Here is a 22515-nt window from a genome sequence, read left to right as displayed (position 1 = left end):
CCCACGGTTCCCCGGTGTTCCTAGCGGGCCAGCACAAGCTCCGGGTCCTCGCGGAGTTTGCCCAGCGCCCGCGACACCGCCGACTTCACGGTCCCGACGGAGACGCCGAGCACCTCGGCCGTCTGCACCTCGCTGAGGTCCTCGTAGTACCTGAGGACGACCATCGCCCGCTGCCGGGCCGGCAGCTTCATGATCGCCCGCCACATCGCGTCGTGCAGCGCCTGCTGCTCGGCGGGGTCGTCGTCGCCGGGCACCGGTTCGGGCTCGGGGATCTCGTCGGTCGCGAACTCGTCGACCTTGCGCTTGCGCCACTGCGAGGTGCGCGTGTTCAGCAGGGCTCGGCGCACATAGCCGTCGAGGGCCCGGTGGTCCTCGATGCGCTCCCAGGCGACGTAGGTCTTGGTCAGGGCGGTCTGCAGCAGGTCCTCCGCGTCGCTCGGGTTCGCGGTCAGCGACCGGGCGGTACGCAGCAGCACCGGCTGGCGGGCCTTCACGTACGAGGCGAACGAGGGGTACGCGAGGGTCTGCGTCGCCGGTACGGCGGCCTTCGAAGCGCTGGTGCAGACGGGTGTGGTCATGGCTCCACGCTAGATTCGCGACCGCTCCCGCTCATCGGCCACAGGTCCCGAAGCGGACTCCCCCTCAGGTTGTAGAGGTGGGGCTGACTGCACCTCCTGAAGGTGGACAAGGAGGGCACGTCTACTGCGGGATCACCCCTGAGGGTTACCCCTCCACGGTGAGCACCAGCCCGGACGTGGGCACCCCCGTCCCCGCCGTCACCAGTACGCGTCCCGCCTCCGGTACCTGGTTCACAGCCGTCCCCCGCAGTTGCCGTACGGCTTCCGCGATGCCGTTCATCCCGTGGAGGTAGGCCTCGCCCAGCTGGCCGCCGTGGGTGTTGAGCGGGAGCGCGGCCCGGCGTACGAAGTCGGCGGCCTCACCCCGGGCGCAGAAGCCGAACTCCTCCAGCTGCATCAGGACGAACGGGGTGAAGTGGTCGTACAGGATCGCCACGTCGATGTCCTCGGGGGTCAGGCCCGAGGTCCGCCACAGCTGGCGGGCCACGACGTTCATCTCGGGGAGGCCGGTGAGGTCGTCGCGGTAGAAGCTGGTCATCTGTTCCTGGGCACGGCCCGCACCCTGGGCGGCCGCCGCGACGACGGCGGGCCGGTGGGGGAGGTCACGCGCGCGTGCGAGGGAGGTGACGACGATCGCCTGGCCGCCGTCGGTCTCCTGGCAGCAGTCCAGGAGCCTGAGCGGCTCGACGATCCAGCGGGAGGCCGCGTGGTCGGCGAGGGTGATGGGGCGGCCGTGGAACCAGGCGGCCGGATTGGTGGCCGCGTGCCCGCGGCCGGTCACCGCCACCTGCCCGAAGGCCTCCGGGGTGAGCCCGTGGGTGTGCAGATAGCGCTGGGCGGCCATCGCCACCCAGGAAGCCGGGGTGAGCAGCCCGAAGGGGAGGGACCAGCCGAGGGCGGCCCCCTCCGCGGAGGGCTCGCGGTGCTGGACGCCGGAGCCGAAGCGGCGGCCGGAACGTTCGTTGAAGGCGCGGTAGCAGACCACGACCTCGGCCACCCCCGCGGCGATCGCGAGCGCCGCCTGCTGGACGGTCGCGCAGGCCGCGCCGCCGCCGTAGTGGACGCGGGAGAAGAAGGACAGCTCGCCGATCCCGCAGGCCTGGGCGACGGTGATCTCCGGGCTGGTGTCCATGGTGAACGTGACCATGCCGTCCACGTCGGCCGCCGTCAGCCCCGCGTCGTCGAGCGCCGCACGGACCGCCTCGGCGGCCAGGCGCAGTTCACTGCGGCCGGAGTCCTTGGAGAACTCCGTGGCCCCGATGCCGGCGATCGCGGCCAGGCCGCCGAGCCGGTCACGCGCGCGCGTGCTCATTCGGCGTCCCTGATCGAGAAGGTGACCGTCCCCGTCACGTGGTGGCCGATGCGGTTGGTCCCCACGATCCGGACGGTCGCGGTGGCGCCTTCGAGAGCTTCCACGGTTCCGGTCAACACCATGGTGTCCCCCGGGTAGTTGGGCGCCCCCAGCCTGATGGCCACCTTTCTGAGCACGGTCCGTGGTCCGAAGTGGTCGGTGATGTAGCGGCCGACCAGGCCGTTCGTGGTGAGGATGTTCATGAAGATGTCCGGGGAGCCCTTCTGCCGGGCCAGTTCCGGGTCGTGGTGCACGTCCTGGTAGTCCCGGGAGGCGATCGCACCCGCGACGATCAGCGTGCGGGTGATCGGTATCTCGAGGGGTGGCAGCTCGTCGCCCGTTTTCATACGGCGGCCTCCTCTGCGACGGCGGCCTCCTCGGTGACGGCGGCCTCCTCGGTGACGGCGGCCTCCTCGGTGACGGTGGCCTCCTCGGTGACGGTGGCCTCCTCGGCGGCTCGGAAGACGGGAAGGGTGAGATCACCGTCGTACGCCTGGAAGACGAGCCGCACCGGCATCCCGATCCGCACCTTGTCGTACGGCGTCCCGACCACGTTGCTGATGATCCGCACACCCTCCGCGAGCTCGACGAGTACGACGGCGTAGGGAGGGTCGAAGGCCGGGAAGGGCGGGTGGTGCATGACGACGTACGAGTAGACGGTGCCCTCTCCGCTCGCCTCGACCGTGTCCCAGTCGGGACCTCCGCAGTGCGCGCAGCCCGGCAGCCACGGGAAGCGGAGGGCGGCGCAGGCGGTGCAGCGCTGGATGAGCAGTCGGTGCTGCTCGACGCCCTCCCAGAAGCCGGCGTTGTCGCGGTTGACGACGGGGCGGGGGCGGCGGGGTGAGGGCGGGGTCTTCTTTTGTTGTGCGGGTGCGTACTTGAGGATGCGGAAGCGATGGGTGCCGACGAGGGTTTCGCCCACGCGGACGTCGGTACGGGTCGTGACGAAGTGGCCGGTGCCGAGCCTGGTGGTCTTGCGGTCGGAGACCGACTCGATGACCATGTCGAAGGTGATCTCGTCGCCGGGGCGCAGCGGCTGGAGATACTCCTGCTCGCAGTCGGTGGCGACGACCGAGGTGCAGCCCGATTCGTCGAGCAGGGCGAGGAGTTCGTCGTACGACGACGTCCTGCCCGCGTGTCCGGCCAGGCCGCCCATCGTCCAGGCCTGGAGCATGGTGGGCGGGGCGATGGCCTCCGGGCCGGTGTAGGCCGGGTTGGCGTCGCCCAGGGCTTCGCACCAGTGGCGGATCATGGGCAGGTTGACGGGGTCCTTGCCGGGGGCGGAGACGGCGGCGGGGTGTCCTTCGTAGGACTTGAGGCGGGGCGGCGAGTCGGGTGCCGGGTGCGCCGGGGTGTCGGGATCGCGGGCCTCCGGCGGGGCGGGCAGGGTGTCCGGATCGTCGGCCATGACGGCAACCTCCTTGACCACAAGATTTCCTGACTGTCCGTCAGATCCGGTGAGGTGTCAAGGCTGTTGCGGGGTGGGCGAACACGCTGTTGTGGGCGGCGCGGGGACGGGGTTGACCCGCTGGCCTGGATCTTCCCGCAGTACGCCTGTGAGCGCCCCTGTTGTGCGTCCGCGAACATGGTGTCGCCGCACAGCTGAACAGACCCGCGTCGCACGCGAGCACCCCTCACCGCGTCCGCGGACGTTCCGTCACCCCATCCGCACGCACACTCTCGCGTCGACGCAAACACGCCGACTCGGCCGACACGACACAGTCTCACCACGCGCCCGAACACCCACCACCACGCCCACGAACGCCCCCTCACCCCCATCCGCACGCACACTCTCGCGTCGACGCAAACACACCGACTCGGCCAGCGCGACACAGCCCCGCCACGCACCCGAACACCCGCCACCACGCCACGAACGCCCCCTCACTCCATCCGCCAGCACACTCTCGCGTCGACCCAACAAGCCGACTCAGCCAGCACGACACAGCCCCGCCACACACCCGAACACCCTGCCCTGCGCCCACGAACTCCCGTCACCCCATCCGCCAACACGCTCTCGCCGTCGACGCAAACCCCCTGACTCGTCCGGCACGGCGCAGCCCCGCCACACACCCGAACACCCCCGCCACCACGCCCTCCCCTCACCACCCCCACGAAGATCCCCCCGCCCACCGAACCCCCGCCCCCACGAACACGCCTGCGCGGCGGCGCCGAAGCGCCGCCGCGCGGACGGGTCGCCCCCCATGAAGCACCCCCCGGTCCAGGGCCGGTCAGCCCTCGTTGATCACCACCACAGAGGGGTGAAGTTGACGGACGTGTTGTTGTTCCCCTGGTTGACGGCCGTGAACGCGGAGCCCTTGACCTGGGCCGTGTTGCTCTGGTTCGACGCCCCGGAGCCGACGGCACTCTGTTGTGTGGTGGACGAGTTGCCGTTGTTGTCGTGTCCGACACCGCTGCCCACGATGCTCGCGACACCCGCGTTCGATCCGTCGTCCGCGAAGCCGCCGTTGTCCGCCGCCGCGACGCCGGTGAAGAGTGCGGCGGCGAGCGGGAGTGCGGAGACGGCGGCGATGACGCGAGCGGTACGGATGCTTGCCATGGTGTTTCCTCCAGAACCCGGCCTGTGACCGGCAGTACGTCAAGTGAGGCTGTTTGCAGGGCAGTTGGCCGACCGCCCCGGTGCTGTGCACGACGTCGCGAGACCAGAGTTGCCCACCGAATCCCCGGCGAACCAGAGCGGAAGCGGTTATTCCCCCTGAAGTGTGAGAACAAGTCGATAAACCCCTTTCGAGACTTCAGGCAGCATGACGGGACGATCCGGACTCTTGATCGTCAAGCGAGACAACAGGGGAAGCGTTCCGGCACTTTTCCGGCCAATCCACGGACCCCGGCGCGTCACACCCGCCACCCCTTCCCTTTTTCGAACACACGTACGAACATGGAGGCATGGCCACCACCGACCGGCAGGCCACGACGCTGGCCCTCGCACACGCCCTGTCAGCCGCCGAGCGCGGGCTGGCCGTCATCCCCCTGTCCCTCACCAAGCTCCCCGCCCTGCGCTCCCCCCACCGCGACGACGACTCCCTGGCCACCCCCTGCCACGGCGAGTGCGGCGCGTTCGGCCACGGGGTCTACGACGCCTCGACCGACCCCGTCCGCATCCGCGAGCTCTTCGCGGCGGCCCCCTGGGCCACGGGCTACGGCATCGCGTGCGGCCTGCCGCCCCACCACCTGATCGGCGTCGACCTGGACACCAAGTCGGGCACGGACTCCTCGGCGGCCCTGCGCGAACTGGCCCTGCGCCACCTCTTCACGATCCCCGACACGGTCGTCGTCCTGACCCCGAGCGGCGGCCGCCACCTCTGGCTGACCGGCCCGCCCGACGCCGCCGTCCCCAACTCGGCCGGCCGCCTCGCGCCCGGCATCGACATCCGCGGCGCCGGCGGCTACCTCGTCGGCCCCGGCTCCCGCACCGACCACGGCACCTACACGACAGCCCCCGGTACCGCCCATCTCGCCCCCGCGGCCTGTCCACCGGCCCTGCTGCGCCTGCTCCTGCCCCCGCCACGCCCCACCCACCCCGCGACCCATCCCTCGGCCGGCGACCAGGGCCAGGGTCTGGTCCAGTTCGTCCTCGCCGCCCACGAGGGCCAGCGCAACACCCGCCTCTTCTGGGCCGCCTGCCGCGCCTACGAGAACGGCATCGGCCCGGCGCTGGTCGCACCCTTGGTGGACGCGGCCCTCAACGCGGGCCTCACGGAACGGGAGGCACGCGCGACGATCGCTTCGGCGGCTCGGATGACGGGGCATCGGCCGTGACGAGTGCTGGGATCCGCGCATGGGGTCCTGGCAGCCCCGCCGACGCCACTGCGACCGGACCGGACCGGACCGGGCGGGCGGCCGCGGTCGTGGTGCCGCCGCCCAGGAGCAGACGGTCGCCGTGGCCCGCCTCGGCCGGGGCCCGTACGGCGTCCGGCATGCGCCGGCCCGTGGCGTGGTTGGCGCGCGAGGGCCCGTCGAAGGCGAGGTAGCAGCCCTGTGCCGCGGCCTGGAGAGACCGCAGACGTCACCGTGAGCGTCGCGCCTCTGTCGCACGCCGCCCGCTACTCGCCCGGGCTCCACCTCGACCGGTGTTCGACCAACCACTTCGCCGCGTACGCCACCGCCGGAGCCAGGTCGAACAGACGGCAGTCGGCCGCACCCACCGGGCCACAGGCCACCGGACGTTCGGGCAATGACTCGTATGCGTCGCCCAGCGCCGGGAAGTCCGACGCGTCGAAGTCCACGTCGCGGTAACGGTGCCAGCGCCTTCCCGAACCGTCGGCTACCGCACAGCCGTACTCCCGGCTGCGCCGGCCCGGCACGCGGTACTCGGCCAGGTGGAAGGCCGTGCAGACGGAGTAGCCGACGCCCAGCAGCAGGACGCGGGCGTCGGCTTCCTCCAGCCGGGCGAGGGGGGATTCCTCGCCGAGGTGGCAGTTCAGGTCGTGTCCGGCGGTGATCCGCGCGGCGCCCGGCCCCAGGGCGGCGAACGAACTCTGCGGATGGCCGCTGCGCAGTGCGCCGGGCCGGGTGCGGACCTCCTCCGGCAGGACGCCGACCCCGTAGCTCGGGGTCCGCCCCGGATCGAACGCGGGCAGGGTGGCCCGCAGCCGCGGCCACTGCGACGGCGGCACGGCGGACCCCCGGGTGACCGCCCAGCGGGACGGGTCGGAGTTGTCGGGGGTCTGGGTATAGACCACGAGCGTGCCGTCCGCACCGAGCGCGTCCAGGAGCGCGTCGACGACCGCCCCGGCACCACCGCGCACCCACCCGACAGCGCTCAGGGACGCGTGCACCAGCACGGTGTCGCCGGGCCGGATGCCCAACGCCCTCAGCTGGAAGGCCAGTTCTTCGGGACCGAGGGAGCCGGACGGGCCGACGGGAGGGGCGGCACGGACGGTCAACGCAGCGCTCCCTCAAAGGCGTCGGCGGCTCTGTACGGGTCGACGCCCGAGACGCCGGTGACCATGCGCAGCCGCTCGTGCGGCACATCGGTGATCCGGCGCAGTTCCTCCGGCGGCAGCGCGGTCCACAGCAGCCGCAGGTCATGGCGGGCGGCGGAGGCCAGGGTTCTGCCCTGCGGGCTCCTGCCGTCCCGGAACTCACGCAGTCCGATGTCCCCGCCCCTGGCCATGGTGTACGGCGGTACCGAGTGCCGGGACAGCACCAGCGCCCCTGGACCGGCGTCCCCCTCGGACCCGGACGCGAACAGGCGTCGCACATCGTGGAAGTGACGCTCCTGGAGACTGCCGATGTCGATCACCGTGGCGTGCTCCGGGACCGGGCTGCCCTGCTGGAGAGCGAGCGGGACCGTGGCGCGGTCGTGCACCAGAACGTGGGCGGCCGCGTACCGCAGGGTCTGCTCGTCGGCGGTGGCGCCGCCCTTGCCGCCGAGCCGCTCCAGGACGTGGGCGCGGCGGGCAGGGGTCAGCGTCCGCACCAGATCGTCCAGCGCGGTGACGACACCGGGCGACGGAAGGGTGTCGTAGATCCCGAAGCCGCCCGGCGCCAGGGACGACAGGAGCCGGCCGAGACAGCGGGCCAGCAGGTCCGTCTCCTCGGCCACGGCGGGCCCGGACAGACCGTTGACGCGGCAGCCGAGGGAACCGGCCAGCACGATCTGGAGGTGCGGGGCGCTACGCCCTGCCTCGGTCAGCCGGGACGCCATGCGTACGGCCGGGAGGACATAGCTGAGCGCCCGGAGCGGGATCGTGGTGCTGGCGCCGTACACGACCCGCAGCACCAGCGGGGCACGGACGGCCTCGCCGACGGTCCGCAGCAGCGGGGCGGCACCGTGCCGGGGCAGGCCGTGGACGTAACCCGAGCGTCTGGCCTCGGCGCCGATGACCGCGCTCAGCAGGCGGGGACGCAGCCGGTTGACCTCACCGGTCTGCTGTGCGTCGGTGCACGGCGGAAGGGTGTCCAGCAGGCCGCGGACGTCGGTGTCGGTCAGGAGTCGGGGTTCCTTGCCAGGTCCCAGGACAGGCACCCCCCGCATGATGGCAGTGAGCAGATTCGCCTGCTTCTTTCCCAGGGGCTGCGCCCCGTCGGACACGTTGGGCATTCTACCTGATAATTCGCCAATAAAGCCTGAATAGTTACGAGTTGATGGCCTGGATTGTGCCACGTCCGGTCACGTGGGCCCGTGCGAAACTGGAAACCAGGTACGCAAGCCACATACCGGGGGATGAGATGGTGCCGGTGTACCGCTATGCCGTCAGCTATGCGCACGGCAGGGACGAGGCCTGGGTCGCGAGATTCCTGGACGAGCTGAGACGGCGTCTGGACGCGGCGGACGGGCCGCGGTTCCGTCGCCTCGTGCCACCGGCCGCCCCGACCGGCGGACGGGACGAGGGGTCGTACGGCGTCGGGACGGCGGACATCGTGCTGGCCCTGTGCAGTCCGGCGTACTTCAACGAGGGTCCGGCCCAGCGGGACTGGGCGGTCCTGGCGCTGCGCCGGAGTCTGGGGCAGGCCCGGACCGGCGTCGCCCCACAGCTCGCCCTGCCCCTGGTCTGGGAGCCGGTCGACCGGCGGCTGCCGGAGCCGGTCGCGGCGGCCGACGTCCTCTCGGCGGGCCGGCCGGCCGAGTACCGCTCGCTGGGGCTGGCGCTGCTGACCATGCAGGCCGCGCGGCACCGCGCGGCGTGGGACCGGGTGCTCGACGCGATCGTGGCCCGCATGACCGCGATGGCCACGGCCGGCGCGGCGGCACCCGAGCTGGACGACCGGTTGGCCGCGGAGGCCCCCGACGCGCTGTCGGCCGACGACGCGGCCTTCACCGAGCGGTTCCGCCAGGAGGTGACCCCGGTCCTGCCCGCCCTGCCGGTCGCCCGCACCGTGAGCGTCCTACGCGGCTCCGGGGACACCCCCGGTACGGCGCCGGACGGAGGCGACCCGCACCCGGACCAGGCCCTGGCCGTGGCCGTGGCCGTGGCCGTGGCACCGACCGTGCCACTGTCCGCCGAGCTGCTGCCGGAACTGGGCCGACGGATCCTCCTCGTCGCCCCTCCTGGAGCCGGCCACACCACCGAACTCGCACGCCTCGTCCGCCGGGCACTGGACGACTGGACGCCGGGGCGCCCGGGGGCCGGGCACGCGTCGGACGATGCGACACCCGGGCAACCGGGGGCCGGGCACACCCCGGACCACGAGACACCCGCACAACCAGGAGCCGAGCACACCCCGGACCACGCGCCACCCGGGCAGCCCGACGCGGCGCAGCCGCCCGCCGACAGGGCGCCGGGTCACCCGAGCCGTGCGGTGCCGGGGTCGGCCGGGGCGGGGTGGGCGCCCTGGGGGTGCCGGATACCGTTCGTGCTGTCGGCGCGGTCGGGGGCGTTGCCCCGGCTGGACGGGATGGTGCCGACGCTCGCTCCGCTCGCGGCCGCGCAGGAGCCAGCCGGCTGGGCCGCCCGCCAACTGCGGTCCGGGCGGGCCTTCCTGGCCGTCGACGACCTGGACGCGGTACCCGAGGGCAACCGGGCCGCCGTATGGGAGTGGCTGCTGCATCTGCTGGAGACCCACCCCCGGGCGCCCTGCGTCATCGCCACGAACGGCACCGGCGTGCCGTGGTCCCGGCTCGGGGACGACTTCCGGGTCGTGGGCCTCAGGCCCCTGGCCCCGGATGACACCCGCGCTCTCCTGAACGCCAGCGCGGCGTCCCCCGGGGATCGGCAGGCCCTCGACGTGCTGCTGCCGAGGTTCGACACCGATCCCCTGCTCGTCGGTGTCGCCGACCGCCCGGCCGCCGCCGCGGCGCTGCTGCGGGCGGCCGGCTCCGTCGGCCGGCCGGAACGGGTCCCCCGGCACCGGCTGTTGCGCGCCGCCGTCTCCGCGGTGTGGCGCAGACCCCGCGAGGAGACAACCGCCCCTCCCGTGCCCGGCCTCGCCGCGAACCAGGTACCCGACAGCGTGCTGCGGGCGGCCTCCGGTCGGCTGGCCGTCGCCGCCCTGGGACTGGACTGCTCCCGCATCCCGCTGCGGACCGCGCTGAGCGCCCTGCGGGAGCCCGGCATCTCCCACTCCGCCTCGTCCGAGCGGCTGCTGGCCGCGCTCGCGGACCGCGCGGGCGTGGTGTTCCGACCCGGACCCGACACCGTGGCCTTCCCGAACCCCGAGGTCAGGACTTTCCTCGCGGCACACCACCTGGCGCACACGCCCGGCACCGACACCGACGAGCTGCTCCGCGCTCACCCGTCCGCCGAACTCGGCGAGCTGCTACGCCAGTTGCGGGCCGTCGAGGCCGGCACCGGCACCGTCCGCAGCGTGCTGGCGGCGCCGGGAGGCCCGCCGCGGCGGCTGTCGGCCGGCAGCCCGCCGCCGCGTCCCGCCGTACGGCGCGCGGACGTACGGTCGTCCGCCGAGCTGCGGGCCCTGCTCCGGGCCGGTACCGCCGTACCCGAACTGCGCTGCTCCGGAACGGTGGACGGGCTGGCCGAGGCACTGCCCCGACTGCCTGGGCTGCGCTCGCTGGTCCTCTCGGACGACCCCTCGCTCGTCGCCCTGCCCGAGCTGGCCGGATGCCGCTCACTGAGGTCGCTCCGGCTGCTGCGCTGCCCGAACCTGCGGGACCTGACGGCGCTGGAGTCCTCGGCGGTCATGTTCCTCGACATCGACCCGTGGCCGAACCTGCCCGTACCGGACGACCTGCGCCGCACGCGCTGGCTGAGCCGCGTGGACCTGGTGACCGGCGGCCCGCGACCCCGGCAGGGCGCCGTGCCGGCCCAGCTCGGCGCGGTGTTCCCGGAGATCCGGATACGGCGCCGGCTGCACGGCTGACGGCCTGCCAGGTGCGCCCGTTCTTCCCGGGAGAACCGCGCTGCCGGACAGATTCGCCGACGGAGTAGTGACCGTACGCGCCATGGGGAAGAGTGCAACGGGGTGCGGTCGCCGACGCCGTGGGCCGACGATGGGGGACAGTGGCTTGATCAAGCTTTTCGACCCGACCGAGGAGACGAACCGGCCCGGGCGGTCGGGCGGCACGCCCACGGGCGGCAGCGGCGCCACGCCCACGGGTGGCGCCACACCCACGGGTGGCGGCACGGCCCGCCTCGACGAGCAGGTCTACCTCTTCGACGACCGGACCGTCCTGGCCGTCAACGTCGCGCTGGCGTCCGGCCGTCCGCTGCTCGTGCTCGGGCCGCCGGGCTCCGGGAAGTCCGCGCTCGCGCCGAACGTGGCCCGGCTGATGCGCTTCCGCTACTACGCGGAGGTGGTCACCGCCCGCACCGAACCGCATGACCTGTTGTGGCGCGAGGAGGCGTTCCGCCAGCTCAACGACGCCACGCAGGGCACGCTCCAGGATCCCGGTTCGCGGGCCTACTTCCGGCCGGGCCCCCTGTGGAAGGCGCTCGATCCGGCCATGGACGAGGAGGGCCCGACGGCCCTGCGCGACCGGCCCGCGGTGGTGCTCATCGACGAGATCGACAAGGCCGACCCCGATGTCCCGGACGCTCTGCTCGACCCGCTCAACAACCTCCGTTTCGTGGGCCCGGACCGCCGCACGGTGACAGCGGCCGAGAACACCGGCGCCCCCCTGGTGGTGATCACGAGCAACGAGGAACGAGACCTGTCCGCCGCCTTCCTGCGCCGCTGCATCCTGCTGCGCTTGCGGCCGCCGGGCCGCGAACACCTCCTGAAGGTCGCCCGCTTGCACATGGGGGACGACTACGACGAGGCGCTCACCCTGGAGTTGGCGGACATGTTCGAGAACGAGTCGGTGGCCACCCGCCCCGCGGCGAGCACCGCCGAGTTCCTGGACACCCTGCGCGCCTGCCGCCAGATGAACCTGACGGCCGACTCGCCGGAATGGCGGGCGGTCGCCGACCTCGCCATGGTGAAGGGCTCCCCCGACCCCGCCGCCTCGGTATGACCCGGGGGAGCCCGGCCCGGCTGGGTGACCTGCTGAGGACGGCCCGCGCCCTGCGGGTCTCCGACCCGGACGGCCTGACCACCCTCGCGGTGGCCCTGGGCCTCACCCTGCCCTCCAGCGACCGGGACACCACCGGAGGCGATCCGTCCGGCGACCCGGGCCGCCGTCCCGTGGGCGCGGGGCGGTCGTCCCGGGACGACCGTACGACAGCCCGAGCGCACCGCTCGCGCAACGGCACCGGACCGGGCCACCAGGCCGGCGCCGGGACCCGTGCCGCCTCCGAGACCCCGGCAGGACGGCCCGGCCCGGGGGACGGCGACCCGGCACCGTACAACCGGGAGCCGGCCACCACCCCCACCGGCTCGAACACCGCTCTGACCGGCTCGGACACCGCCCCGCCCGGACCGCACACCGCCCCACCGGGCCCCGGCGAGCAGCCCCCCACGCCGGCCCCCCGCGCGGCCACCGGGGGTTCGCTGCTCCTGGTGCGTGGCGCGCGGGCGGCGGCGGGACGGGAGGCGGAGCCTCCGCTGTGGCACGAGCTCGCCCCTTCCGACCCCCTGGAGGACGGCACCGCGGAACTCCTCGGCCGCGCCGAGGCGTTCGAGCTGCCCTGGCCGACGACTCCGCCCCGGCCCGCCCCGCCGTGGGACCCGCGCACCGAGCGGGCCGTGTTCCTCGCCGTGGCCAGTACGTACACGACCGGACGCGCGGTCGACCACCCCCGGCTGGTGGAGCTGGTGGTGCGCGGTCTCGCCGGCGGCCGGGTCACCCGGCCGCGGGTGCCCTACCGGCAGCGGTCCACCACCCGGGCCGGCGCGCTGCTGCTGCTCGACCGGGGCGAGTCGATGCGGCCCTTCCGGCACGACCAGGAGTGGATCACCCGGCTCGCCGCCCGCATTCTGCCGCCGGGCGGGCTGCGGGTGCTGGACCTGCGGATCGCCCAGGGGGTCAGCGACGACCGCGGGCGCAGCTGGCAGCCCCACCCGGTGCCGCCGCCCGGACAGCCCGTGCTGCTGCTGTCCGACCTCGGACACCTCCAGCCGCCGCTGCCCGGCCGGCACCACTCCTCACCCACGGGCTGGCTGCCGTATCTGCGACGACTGCGGGAGTCGGGCTGCTCCGTCGTCTGCCTCACCCCCTATCCCGCCGAGGAGTACCCGGCGGCCGTACGGCAGACGGTCGCGCTGGTCCCGCTGGACCGCCGGGTGTCGGTACGGCTCGCGCAGACCACCGCCCGCCGGGATCCGCGCCGGGGCGGGCGGCCACGATGACGGCGGCACCCGAGCGCGGCGGCGCCCACCGGCTGATCGCGGAACAGCGCAGACACCAGCCCGACGTGGTGCGGCTGGCCCGGTCGCTGTGCCTGGCCGCCCAGGCCGAGCCGTACTTCCTGCGCGGCGCCCGGCTCAGGTTCGCCCCCGACAGCGGTACCGGCCTGGAGGCCAGACTGTCCTTCTCCCCGCTGGTGGAGGCCGCCGACAGCCGCGCCCTGGTGCTGTACCCGGAGGTGAGCGCGGAACTGCGACGGCAGCTGTACGACCACGATCCGGACCTGCTCGGCTCGGTCCGTGACTTCACCCGGGCCGCCCATCGCGGCGCGCCGCCCCTGGTCCGCGGCTTCGAGGAACTGCTGTGGTCGGCGACCGTCGGGCCGCCGCCCTCCGAGGCCGGGATCGAGCGGACCCTGGCCCCGCTCTTCCGGCAGGTGCTCGCCGACGGCAACCCCGCGGCCGAGGCCAGCCGCTGGATCCTGCGCTTCCTTCCCCGGCTGCCGGAAACCGTACGGCAGTCGCTGCCGGCCTGGCGGCTCCAGGTGATGGCGGCGGAGCGCCTCGGCATGGAACCGCCGCGCGCTCTGGTCACCCGGGCCGACGCCGACGAGTTCCGGACGGTACGGGCGCTGGTCCACAGCGAGGTGGAGATCGGCGTCCGGGCGACCGCGGACGGCCTGGTCCTGAGCCGGCCCCCGGAGCGGGGCGCGCTGGTCTGCGGGGCGAGCGGGGCGGGCCGGGTCCGGCTGCGGCTGCGCGGCGCGCTGCCGGGCGCCCAGTGGCACGAACTGGACCTGCACGAGGGCGAGCACACCGCCCTGAACGTGAGCGTGGCCGCGGAGGCGCGCGCGGACGGCACGCTGCTGGCCGCGCAGGCGGAGCTGGGCGGCACCGTGCTGTGCGCGCGGGCGGGCCACCGGGCGGCGGCCGCGACGACCGCGGACGGCAGGACCGTGCTGCGGATCGACGACGGCGAGTCCGTGCTCCCGGTCGAACTGCCCGACCAGCCGCGGCTGCTCGCGGTCGCCGACGCCGGGCCCGCGGCCACGGCGGTGGTGAGCGGCAAAGGGCTGCACGTGGTGACGACGGCCGTGGACGGCACCGCCGACGCCGTCCTGCACCCGCTGTCGTTACAGCCGACGGCCGTGGGCTGGTCCCGTACGGCGGACCGCGCCGTCCTGTGCGTGGCCGCCGGCACCGATGTCCTCCTCGTCGACGACGGCGACCCCGACCGGGTCCTGCGCGCCCTCCCGCATCCGGCCCCGGTGGAACGGATGTGGTCCTCTGCCCGGGCGGGCCTGGTGGCCGTGGCGGACACGAACGGCGCCGTGACACTTCACGACCTGGCCTCGGACACGGTCGCCGGCCGGTGGCGGACGGGGGCGGCGGTCACCACGCTGTGCGGCGACCCGGGGTCGGGCGCGCTGGTGTGGGGAGCGGCGGACGGGCGGCTGCACGCGGTGGAGGGCGGGACGGCGAGTGCGGTGGCCGAGCCGCGCATCCTGGGTTCGCTGCCGGCGCCGGCGTCGTCGCTCGCGGTGCTTCCCGAGGCCGGGCTGGTCGTGGCCGCGGACGGGGGTGACCGGCTGCTGCGGCTGGCCTGGCCCGGGGGCGGGGCGGTCGGCGTGGTGCCGATGCCCTTCCGGGTGCGTGAGGTCCAGCGGGCCACGGGCGGGCAGTTGCTGGTGTCGGGGCACGGCGGCGAGGTGGAGATCCGCGCGGAGGACGGCCGCAGCCGGCTGCTCACGCCGGGCCCCGTGCCGGACGTGGCGGGGCCGGGATGGATCCGGGACAGTGTCGGAGTGGTGCTGCCGGCCAGGACCACCGTGCTGCCACCCGGTATCCGGCGCTGGGGCATCGGCCATGTCTGCCTGCCCGCGGCACTGCCACCGGGCTCGGAGGCGTTCACCGCGCTGCTGACGCAGGCCCGCGACGAGGGACTGCGTGTGCTGGCGGAACTGGCGCCGCCGGGCGAGGACACCCCTCACGGCGAACTCCTGCGTCGGGCCTACGACGCGCTGGAGAAACCGGTCGACGGACTACGGATCGGCGCCACGGACCGATGGCCGGAGCCTCTGCTCGCCCGCCTGCGCCATCTGCTGGAGGCCTATCCGGCGGCGGCGATCGTCACGTCCGGCGCACATCCCGCCGAAGTCCCGTTCGGCGCCGGACACCTGCCCCTGGGGCCGCCGGTCTCCGTGGAACCGCGTCCCGAAACCGTCGTGGACCCGCCTCCCGCCCCCGCGACCGCCTCGCTCCCCCCGTCCTTGCGCGCCTGGGCACTCCCGGACGCTCTCCCCTACCCGCAGGCGGCGCTGCTGCTGGCGCTGCCGGGCTGCCACGAGGTACCCGCTTCCCTCCTGGCCACGACCGACCTGGCAGCCGCGTCGTTGCGGCCGCTGCTGGCGGCGCGTGCCGAGCAGCTCGCGCTGCGCCACGGTCGGGTCGAGCGGGTGCCCGCCGGTGTCCCGGGGGTGACCGCGATCCGCAGGGACCACGCCGGACAGAGCGTGCTGTGCCTGACGAGCACGGCCGCCGGCCCGGTCACCGTCCGGGTCCCCGTGCCGGAGGCGACCGCGGGGACCGAGCTGGTCGAGATCGCCCACGAGGACCCGGACCACCCGCCCACCGCTCCGCCACGCGTCCTGCGCCCGGATGCCGACGGCATGGTCACGGTCGAGATCGACACCGCCCGCGCCCGCTGGTTCCGGATCCACCTGCGGGCCCACCCGCCCCCGGACGAGCCTGCGGACCCCTTCGCCCCGCCCGCTCCCTGACCCGCACGGTCCCCACGAGGAGTCCCATGCCCGGCCCCCATGTCTTCCTCAGCCGCAGCGAGCCCCTGGGCTGCGGCTGCAACTGCTGGCCGGCCCGCCGCGCCATGGAGGAACTGCTGCACCAGGAGGGCTGCGAGCCGGTCGTCGTGGACCGGGAGTCCCTGGTGCCGGGCCAGGACTGGATGGCGGCCATCTCCGACGGCATGGGCAGCGCGCACGGCATGCTCCTGATCGTCTCCAGCCACGCCCTGCGCTCCGAGCACGTGCAGAACGAACTGGCCATGGCCGAACTGCGCAACCGGCACGACGGTTTCCCGGTGATCCTGCTGATGCTGCCGGAAGTCACCCTGGACGCCCTGGAGAAGAGCGGACTCGGGTCGCTCAGCCCGCACAGACGGCAGATGGTGCAGTGGCCGGGCAAGGACGACCTTGACGCCGTACGGCACGACATACGACCCCAACTGGACCTGATGCGCGCCGAGTCGGGCGGAGCCAAGGTGCACCACCGGGTGGTCCACCATCTGCGGGAGGTGGACGCGGAGAGCCTGAGCCGGGCCGGTGCGACGCTGGGGGTCCCGCTGGAGACGCTGTCCCCGCTGATGCGTCACCGGCTCGCCTCGGGCCTGCTGGCCGAGCGCCCGAGCGAGCCCGGGTCCGACCCGCTGCGCGCGGCCCTCACCGAACTGCTGCCCCTGTCCGGTCCGGACGCCTCACGGGAACTCGTCCAGCTGAGCGTGACCCACGCGCGGGTGCCGGCGGACGAGGCGGCTCGGATGCGCGGGGTGCTGGACACCGGCTCTCCCAAGGTCGCGGTGCTCCCCGCGCTCTCCACGGAGACGGCCCGCCGCTACATCCACCGGGCCAGTGAACAGCCGCTGCCGTGGGACCACTTCGTCGTACCGCTCACCGCGGGCGCCGGCATCCTGACGGACCTGGTCGAACGCATCGGTGAGGAGCTCCTGGAGGAGTTCGACATCCACGACGAGGAGACCCTGCGCGAACACGAGCACGACTTCGGCCCGGTCGTCGTGATCGTCCCCCACCCCCCGGACACCGACCTGGTCAGAGCCCTCGGCACGGCGTACCCGGAGGGGCTGCTGTTCCTGTTCGTGGTGGACGGCGAGCTCCTCGGCGCCACCGGGACGCACACCCGTCTGGAGGGCCTGCCCGCCTGGCGGGAGGAGGAGATGAACCGGACCGTCCGGCGGTTCGTGCGACGGTACGGGACGCCCGCGAGCAACTGACCCGGCCGCCCCCGGTTCTGACGCCGGGAGCGGTCCGGTCGTACGGCCGGCTCAGGTCGGCGGCATCTCCAGGTCGAAGTCGATGCGCTTGCGCTCGCGCATCACCCGGACGGTGGGGTGATCCCGCCCGAACTCCTGCTCGGCGGCCAGCGTCGCCGCGGTGAGGTTCCGCTCGGCGTCGTCGTGACCCATCACGCTGCGGTCCAGGGCGACGTTGAACTCCGCGCAGAGCACCCGTGGGTGGTGGTTGCGGTAGAGCTCGCGATAGGCCTCGCGGGCGCTCTCGTCCTCCTCCAGTGCCTCCTCGTACCGGCCCAGCGCGAACAGGACACCGGCCCGGTTGGCTCGGCAGGCCACGGTGGCGGGGTGGGAGTCGCCCAGTCGCCCTTCGAGAAGCGGAAGCGTCTCGTCGGCGAGTTCCATCGCCTGGTCGGTCTCCCCCTGGCTCCTGAAGATGGCCACCAGGTTGGTCGCGGCCGCGAAGGAGAACGGGTGCTCGGGGCCGAGTCGCTCGCGATAGCGCTTGAGGTTCTGTTTCCCGAGGTGCACCGCCTCCGCCCCGCGCGCCGGATCCATCAGCGACAGGGCGAGCAGGTCGCAGGCCAGGTTGGCGGTGCACGACAGGGTTTCCGGGTGGCCCTCTCCGTAGCGCTGCCGGTACACGTTCAGGGTGGAGCGGGTCAGGGCCTCCGCCTCCGCGTAGTTGCCGAGGCGGCGCTGGGTCACCGCGAGGGACGCGTCGGTGCGCAGCACGTCGTCGGCCTTGTCGCCCAGGAGGCTGACGAAGCGTTTGCGAACCTCGTAGAGCAGGTCGAGGGAGCCCTGGTAGTCACCCGTCTCACGCCGGTCCAGTGCCACACCGCCGGCGAAGGCCCAGGTGAGTACGTGTTGCAGGCCCAGGGACTGACGGGACCTCTGATAGGTCTCGGTGGCCCGCTCAAGGGATCCCGAGGGCTGGCCGGCCAGCAGGAGCGAGACGCCCAGGTTGTGTGCGGCCCGGAGGGTGTCCTCGTGGTCGAGGCCGAAGTGCGGGCTGTTCAGATACAGCTCGTAGGTGCGGCGGTCCTCGTCGTACGCCTCCTGGTAACGGCCGAGGCCACGGAGGTCGGCGCCGTAGTTGCGGGCCGTCATCAGCGTGTAGCCGTCGTCCTCGCCGAGCTGCTCGCGCTGACGCTGGAGCGTGTCGGCGTCCAGTTCGTGGGCTTCCCGGTAACGGCCCAGGGACCGCAGCGGGTTGGCCACCTGGGCGGCCAGCCGCAGCCTGAGGTGGTGGTCCGCGCCCAGCGACCCCGTCCACACGTCGAGCGCCTTCTGCCCGAGGGCGACGGCGGCCCGGTGGTCCCCGATCCGCCACTGGTTGCGGACCTGGCGGATGACCCACTCGCACACCCGGGCGTCGGTGTTGGACAGCGCCCCGGAGGGTTCCAGGTGCGGCAGCAGCTCCGCGAACCGCTGCCTGGCCTGCGCGCTGTCCTCCGCCGAGACGGCCGAGGGCAGCGCTCCGGCCAGCACGAGTTGCGCCTGGCGCCGGGTCCGCTCCTCGCGTTCGGGGTCCTCCTTCAGCCATTCGCGCACGGCGGCCTGGACCAGCCGGTGGACCTGGATGGAACCGCTCTGCTGATCGACCGTGGCGAGCGCGTAGCGGCCGAGATCCCGGATCAGATAGCCCATCACCATGGGGTCGAGCACCGACTCGTCCCCGGTCTCCTCGGCGAGCCGGTTGCGCATGGCGTCGCTGTAGAGGAGGGAGTGGGCGATCGGCTCGGGCGACAGGAAGGCGCAGAGTTCGAGGAGCCGTACGGCCGCCGGGCGTTCGCTGCCGAGCCGGTCGACGGTCAGCCGCCAGACCGCGAGGAGGGACTCCTGCTGGCTGTCCCCGGTGTTTCCGTCCCCGTTCAGAACCGCGCTGACCTGGCTGTTGACCCGGTCGAGGTAGGTGTCCAGGGGCATCGCCGTCTGCCGCAGCCAGGCCGCCGCGATCTCCATGGCCATCGGGAAGTCACCCAGCGTCTCGGCGATCCGGTCGGCGTCCTCCGCCGAGAGACCGTCCACCCTGCGGCGCAGCAGGGCGATGCTCTCGGGCCTGTTGAAGGCGTCGACCTCCACCGAGATCTGGTTCTCCTCATGAGGGGAACGCCGGGCGGTGAGGATGACGTGCCCCGGCCCCTCGGCGGGAAGGTACCGCTTCACCGTCGTGTCTCCCTCGTCCCTGAGCTGGTTCTCACCCTCCGTGTCCTGGCTTTCGGTGATGTTGTCGAAAACCAGCAACCAGCGACCATAATCATTGTTTTTCAGCGCCGTCATGGTTGCTTGGGCACGTTCGTCGACCGTGTCGCCCGGAATTCCCAACTCCAGCCCAAGCTCCGCGAGGAGCTGGGGGATCCGGTTGGGCTGTTCCGCCGGAATCCAGTGCACAAGGTCGTACTGGGAACCGTACCTGTGGACATACTCCTGCGCGATCTGGGTCTTGCCGATTCCACCCAGTCCGTACAGGAAAACCCTGCCCACAGGCGTGTCCGGGCGCAGTGATTCGACACCCAGTTCGGACCTCAATCGGTCCAGTTGAACGTCCCGGCCGGTAAAGGCATTGTTGCGGCGCGGCACGTTGAAAATACGGGGAACGCGGCCCGGATAGGTGAGGTCCTCACTGACCGTGGAGGCCGACGACTCGAGTTCCAACAGGCCGAAGAGTTTGCTCACGACCTGTCCGGCCGACGTGTCCACCAGACTGAATCCCGGCAGCCCGCGCAGGGCGGACTCCGGTTGGTGCTCCCGGGTGCGCAGCCCGATGATCTTGGGTCCGTCGGGAGCCGCCGCCAGGGCACGCACCTCCTCGGCGACCGGCGTGGTGGCGAAGTCGGGTGAGAGCAGGGCGATGACCACGTCGGCGGCGTCCGCGGGATCGCTGGGCAGCGACATGGACGGACTGCTTCCGCGCAGGCCGACGGCCACCCCCGCGACCTGGAGCTGGGCCTCGACCCATTCCGCCCAGGCGCCGTCGCGCAGCGCGTAGTCGATCCGCACCCGTGGCACCAGACGCCCCCCAGGCACCGGCACCCGCTGGAAGCGGGCGAGCAGCTGCCTGCGCACCGGCTCGTCGACCGGCCGCAGGGCCGTGACCTGACCGTCCGTGATCACCGAGGTGAGCCGTTCGTAGGCGCCCAGCAGGGAGGCGGGCTGGCGGGGCGTGTCCGCGACGGTGGCCAGGACCTCCTCGTAGGCGTAGAAGGGCTTGTAGGGGATCTCCACCGAACCCCAGTAGCCGTCGGGGTCGGCCGCCCGGGGCGTGTCCTTCAGGAACTCCTGGAAGCGGTGCCGGGCGTGCCCCCGGCTGATGGCGAGCTTCTCCTGCTCGGCGTCCTCCACCCGCATGGGGACGGGGAAGATCTTGACGTGCGGGGCGGCCCGCCGTACGTCCGCGGCCACGCTGGCGCTGCCGTCCACCGACTGGGTGTTCAGCGTGAAGCAGTTGACCAGGACGTCCGGCATCAGCACCGTGGTGATGCCGGAGGTGTCGCTCCAGCCCGTGCGGCTGTCGATCAGGGCGTAGTCGTAGTTGCCGCGCATGTCCTCGCGCAGGGCGCGCAGGAAGGCCGCGCCGTCGCGCTGCTCGTAGAACCCCTGCCAGTCGTAGGTGTTGATCTTCTCGGAGTACTCAGGGGTCCGCCGGCCGGGGGACACGAAAAGGACGTAGCCGCCGCTGTCGAAGCTCCACGTCAGCGCGGAGGCGAAGCGCTCCACCCGGGCCTGCCGGCTGTAGTCGCCCCCGGCCGGCCTCGGCCTGGCCAGGTCGAACTCCCGGATCAGGTCGATGACGCCCGGCGTGGAACGCAGCTCCGGGTCGCCGAGGAAGGGGGCGAAGTAGCGGTGCAGCCCCGGCGCCTCCAGGTCCCAGTCCATGGCCAGTACACGTTTTCCGTTGCTGGCCAGGATCCAGGCCACGTTCGCCAGGGCCATGGTGCGGCCGGTCCCACCCTTGAACGAGTAGAACGTGACGATCGTGCCGGACTCGCGGGTGCCGGCGTCACCCGAGTCGAACGTCATGAGGAGTACCTTCCGAGCAGGGGAAACGTGTGGTGGCCTTCGGTCGGCGTTGCCGGCGACTGAACGGCTTCCACGGACTTGAGCGCCTCGTTCTGGAGGCGGATGAGCACCTTGCGCAGGGACGAGGTGAAACTCTCCGCGTCCCGCAGCTTCCAGCGCTCGTACTCGCTGTGCCGTCCCCGCATGCGGGGGAGCGTGCGGTCCAGGAGTTCGTCGAGGGTGACGGCCCACTCGGCCGACTCGGTGTCGTCCCGGGCCCTGGGTTCGAGCGCCGTGGTCGCCTCGGGATTGCGCTCGTCGACGGCGGCCAGCAGCCGGTGTTCCTCCCGCCGCAGGGCCACCCACGCGTCCACCAGGAGCACGACGAGCTGCTCGGGGTCCTGTTCCCGGACGATCCGGTCGACGCTCTCCTCGTCCAGCGGCAGCACGTTCGCGGTGAAGTCCAGCGCGGTGGCGGTGTTCTTCACCAGCGAGACCAGAGCCTCGTGATCCCCCGGGGCGTAGGGGGACCAGTCCAGGACCGTCTTTCCGTAGTACTGGCGGGAGTGCCGTTCACCGGGCACGTCGTCCTTGGCCGAGGACGCGACGACGAAGCTGACCTCCTGGCTGCCCACGGGCGCGGGAGCGCCGACGGGCGAATGGCTGCCGCTGGCGTCGAACCCATGCACCTCGGGCAGTTGCTCGGCGGCCGCGACGATCCGGTCGGCGACCGCCTTCAGCACTTCCTCGTACTCGGAGCGGTAACGCGCCTTCAGCCGCAGCAGGTGCAGCAGCCCGTCACGCCGGTAGGCCTCCGAGCGCAGACTGAGCGGCGGGTACGGAACGACGGACTCCAGCGGGTGCGTGAAGTCGGGCTCCCACATGACGGGAACGACCGCGTCGGCGCTGCGGCCCGTCCTGGACCGCTGCATGTTGAGCCGCCGCTGGAAGTAGGACAGCTCGGCCCGGCAGTACGACTGGCTGAAATACCGTGATGAGTGCAGGACGACGAGGACGGTGGACCGGCCCAGCAGATCCACCGACACCTCGGACGACTGCGGTTTCCCGCGCACGCCCACGGCCTCGGGGGAGCGCCCGGTCCGCTGAGCGACAGCCCTGCAGAGGTCGTGGAAGAACGCCGCGACCCACTCCTCGTCGACCGTGCGAACGTGACTCAAGTAGAAGTGGCTCACGATGGCTGCTCCCGTACGACGCGGTCCGGGGACGAGCGGGGTGGGCCGACGAGCCGAACGCAAGCGGACCACATGCCACGCGACTCGTCACCACCAGCCCCACCACATCGATGTTTGTTCCGGACATGGCGAAAATCTGATGGTGTGCGCGTGCCGCGCGACCTCGCCGCTCCCTGTGCGTTCGCGGCCTTCCGCCGCGCC

15 protein-coding genes and 1 pseudogene are annotated in these 22515 nt (G+C 72.8%); 6 read left to right on the top strand and 10 right to left on the bottom strand.

What is annotated here, in order from left to right:
• Window positions 1–20 precede the first annotated feature (20 nt).
• The 5 genes from D1369_RS21050 to D1369_RS21030 form a co-directional block, all read right to left on the bottom strand.
• On the bottom strand, window positions 21–578 hold the full coding sequence (locus D1369_RS21050; RefSeq protein ID WP_007383165.1) for a SigE family RNA polymerase sigma factor: 558 nt from the start codon (window positions 576–578) through the stop codon (window positions 21–23).
• 145 nt (window positions 579–723) lie between these two features.
• Window positions 724–1890 (bottom strand): lipid-transfer protein, encoded by a 1167-nt coding sequence (locus D1369_RS21045; RefSeq protein WP_007383166.1) that lies wholly within the window; start codon window positions 1888–1890, stop codon window positions 724–726.
• Complete coding sequence (locus D1369_RS21040; RefSeq protein WP_007383167.1) at window positions 1887–2276, bottom strand: MaoC family dehydratase; 390 nt, start codon at window positions 2274–2276, stop codon at window positions 1887–1889. The genes D1369_RS21045 and D1369_RS21040 overlap by 4 nt, the downstream gene beginning before the upstream one ends.
• The gene (locus D1369_RS21035) at window positions 2273–3337 is read right to left on the bottom strand and encodes a bifunctional MaoC family dehydratase N-terminal/OB-fold nucleic acid binding domain-containing protein (protein ID WP_037903450.1); all 1065 of its coding nucleotides are present in this window, start codon (window positions 3335–3337) and stop codon (window positions 2273–2275) included. The genes D1369_RS21040 and D1369_RS21035 overlap by 4 nt, the downstream gene beginning before the upstream one ends.
• Window positions 3338–4171: 834 nt before the next feature.
• Entirely contained in the window at window positions 4172–4486 is a 315-nt protein-coding gene (locus D1369_RS21030) for a hypothetical protein (RefSeq protein ID WP_007383169.1), read from the bottom strand.
• Window positions 4487–4833: 347 nt separating this feature from the next.
• On the opposite strand from D1369_RS21030, the gene D1369_RS21025 reads away from it, so the two are divergent.
• Window positions 4834–5706 carry a bifunctional DNA primase/polymerase gene (locus tag D1369_RS21025; protein ID WP_118082568.1) on the top strand — a complete coding sequence of 291 codons (873 nt, stop codon included), beginning with the start codon at window positions 4834–4836 and terminating at the stop codon, window positions 5704–5706.
• 55 nt (window positions 5707–5761) lie between these two features.
• Here D1369_RS21025 and D1369_RS43930 read toward each other — a convergent pair.
• The 3 genes and pseudogenes from D1369_RS43930 to D1369_RS21010 all read right to left on the bottom strand — a co-directional run.
• Window positions 5762–5938: pseudogene (locus D1369_RS43930) on the bottom strand (phosphotriesterase); the annotation flags it as partial.
• 52 nt (window positions 5939–5990) lie between these two features.
• Window positions 5991–6833, bottom strand: coding sequence for an AAC(3) family N-acetyltransferase (locus D1369_RS21015; RefSeq protein ID WP_118082567.1), 843 nt, complete (start codon window positions 6831–6833; stop codon window positions 5991–5993).
• Entirely contained in the window at window positions 6830–7993 is a 1164-nt protein-coding gene (locus D1369_RS21010; RefSeq protein WP_037900720.1) for a hypothetical protein, read from the bottom strand. Before D1369_RS21010 ends, D1369_RS21015 begins: the two co-directional genes overlap by 4 nt.
• Window positions 7994–8121: 128 nt before the next feature.
• Between D1369_RS21010 and D1369_RS21005 the strand changes: the two genes are divergently transcribed.
• From D1369_RS21005 to D1369_RS20985, 5 genes are all read left to right on the top strand, one after another.
• Entirely contained in the window at window positions 8122–10710 is a 2589-nt protein-coding gene (locus tag D1369_RS21005) for a large ATP-binding protein (protein ID WP_118082566.1), read from the top strand.
• 145 nt (window positions 10711–10855) lie between these two features.
• Window positions 10856–11803, top strand: a complete 948-nt coding sequence (locus tag D1369_RS21000) for a MoxR family ATPase (RefSeq protein WP_007383175.1) — start codon at window positions 10856–10858, stop codon at window positions 11801–11803.
• Window positions 11800–13077 carry a hypothetical protein gene (locus D1369_RS20995; protein WP_118082565.1) on the top strand — a complete coding sequence of 426 codons (1278 nt, stop codon included), beginning with the start codon at window positions 11800–11802 and terminating at the stop codon, window positions 13075–13077. Before D1369_RS21000 ends, D1369_RS20995 begins: the two co-directional genes overlap by 4 nt.
• Window positions 13074–15854, top strand: coding sequence for a hypothetical protein (locus tag D1369_RS20990; protein WP_118082564.1), 2781 nt, complete (start codon window positions 13074–13076; stop codon window positions 15852–15854). The genes D1369_RS20995 and D1369_RS20990 overlap by 4 nt, the downstream gene beginning before the upstream one ends.
• Before the next feature lie 26 nt (window positions 15855–15880).
• Window positions 15881–17098, top strand: coding sequence for a toll/interleukin-1 receptor domain-containing protein (locus D1369_RS20985; RefSeq protein WP_007383177.1), 1218 nt, complete (start codon window positions 15881–15883; stop codon window positions 17096–17098).
• Between the two features lie 51 nt (window positions 17099–17149).
• On the opposite strand, the gene fxsT is transcribed toward D1369_RS20985, so the two are convergent.
• Window positions 17150–21142: an FxSxx-COOH system tetratricopeptide repeat protein gene (gene fxsT, locus D1369_RS20980; RefSeq protein ID WP_007383178.1), complete on the bottom strand. Its 3993-nt coding sequence runs from the start codon at window positions 21140–21142 to the stop codon at window positions 17150–17152.
• On the bottom strand, window positions 21139–22314 hold the full coding sequence (gene fsxC, locus D1369_RS20975) for an FxsC protein (protein ID WP_037900726.1): 1176 nt from the start codon (window positions 22312–22314) through the stop codon (window positions 21139–21141). The genes fxsT and fsxC overlap by 4 nt, the downstream gene beginning before the upstream one ends.
• Between the last annotated feature and the right edge of the window lie 201 nt (window positions 22315–22515).

This window comes from Streptomyces sp. CC0208 (genome assembly GCF_003443735.1).
GTDB lineage: Bacteria > Actinomycetota > Actinomycetes > Streptomycetales > Streptomycetaceae > Streptomyces > Streptomyces sviceus.
This window is presented reverse-complemented; position numbering and strand designations above follow the sequence as displayed.

Coding starts and splice junctions, on each gene's coding strand:
- D1369_RS21050 (WP_007383165.1), bottom strand. CDS start 578: ATGACCACACCCGTCTGCACCAGCGCTTCGAAGGCCGCCGTACCGGCG.
- D1369_RS21045 (WP_007383166.1), bottom strand. CDS start 1,890: ATGAGCACGCGCGCGCGTGACCGGCTCGGCGGCCTGGCCGCGATCGCC.
- D1369_RS21040 (WP_007383167.1), bottom strand. CDS start 2,276: ATGAAAACGGGCGACGAGCTGCCACCCCTCGAGATACCGATCACCCGC.
- D1369_RS21035 (WP_037903450.1), bottom strand. CDS start 3,337: ATGGCCGACGATCCGGACACCCTGCCCGCCCCGCCGGAGGCCCGCGAT.
- D1369_RS21030 (WP_007383169.1), bottom strand. CDS start 4,486: ATGGCAAGCATCCGTACCGCTCGCGTCATCGCCGCCGTCTCCGCACTC.
- D1369_RS21025 (WP_118082568.1), top strand. CDS start 4,834: ATGGCCACCACCGACCGGCAGGCCACGACGCTGGCCCTCGCACACGCC.
- D1369_RS21010 (WP_037900720.1), bottom strand. CDS start 7,993: ATGCCCAACGTGTCCGACGGGGCGCAGCCCCTGGGAAAGAAGCAGGCG.
- D1369_RS21005 (WP_118082566.1), top strand. CDS start 8,122: ATGGTGCCGGTGTACCGCTATGCCGTCAGCTATGCGCACGGCAGGGAC.
- D1369_RS20995 (WP_118082565.1), top strand. CDS start 11,800: ATGACCCGGGGGAGCCCGGCCCGGCTGGGTGACCTGCTGAGGACGGCC.
- D1369_RS20990 (WP_118082564.1), top strand. CDS start 13,074: ATGACGGCGGCACCCGAGCGCGGCGGCGCCCACCGGCTGATCGCGGAA.
- D1369_RS20985 (WP_007383177.1), top strand. CDS start 15,881: ATGCCCGGCCCCCATGTCTTCCTCAGCCGCAGCGAGCCCCTGGGCTGC.
- fxsT (WP_007383178.1), bottom strand. CDS start 21,142: ATGACGTTCGACTCGGGTGACGCCGGCACCCGCGAGTCCGGCACGATC.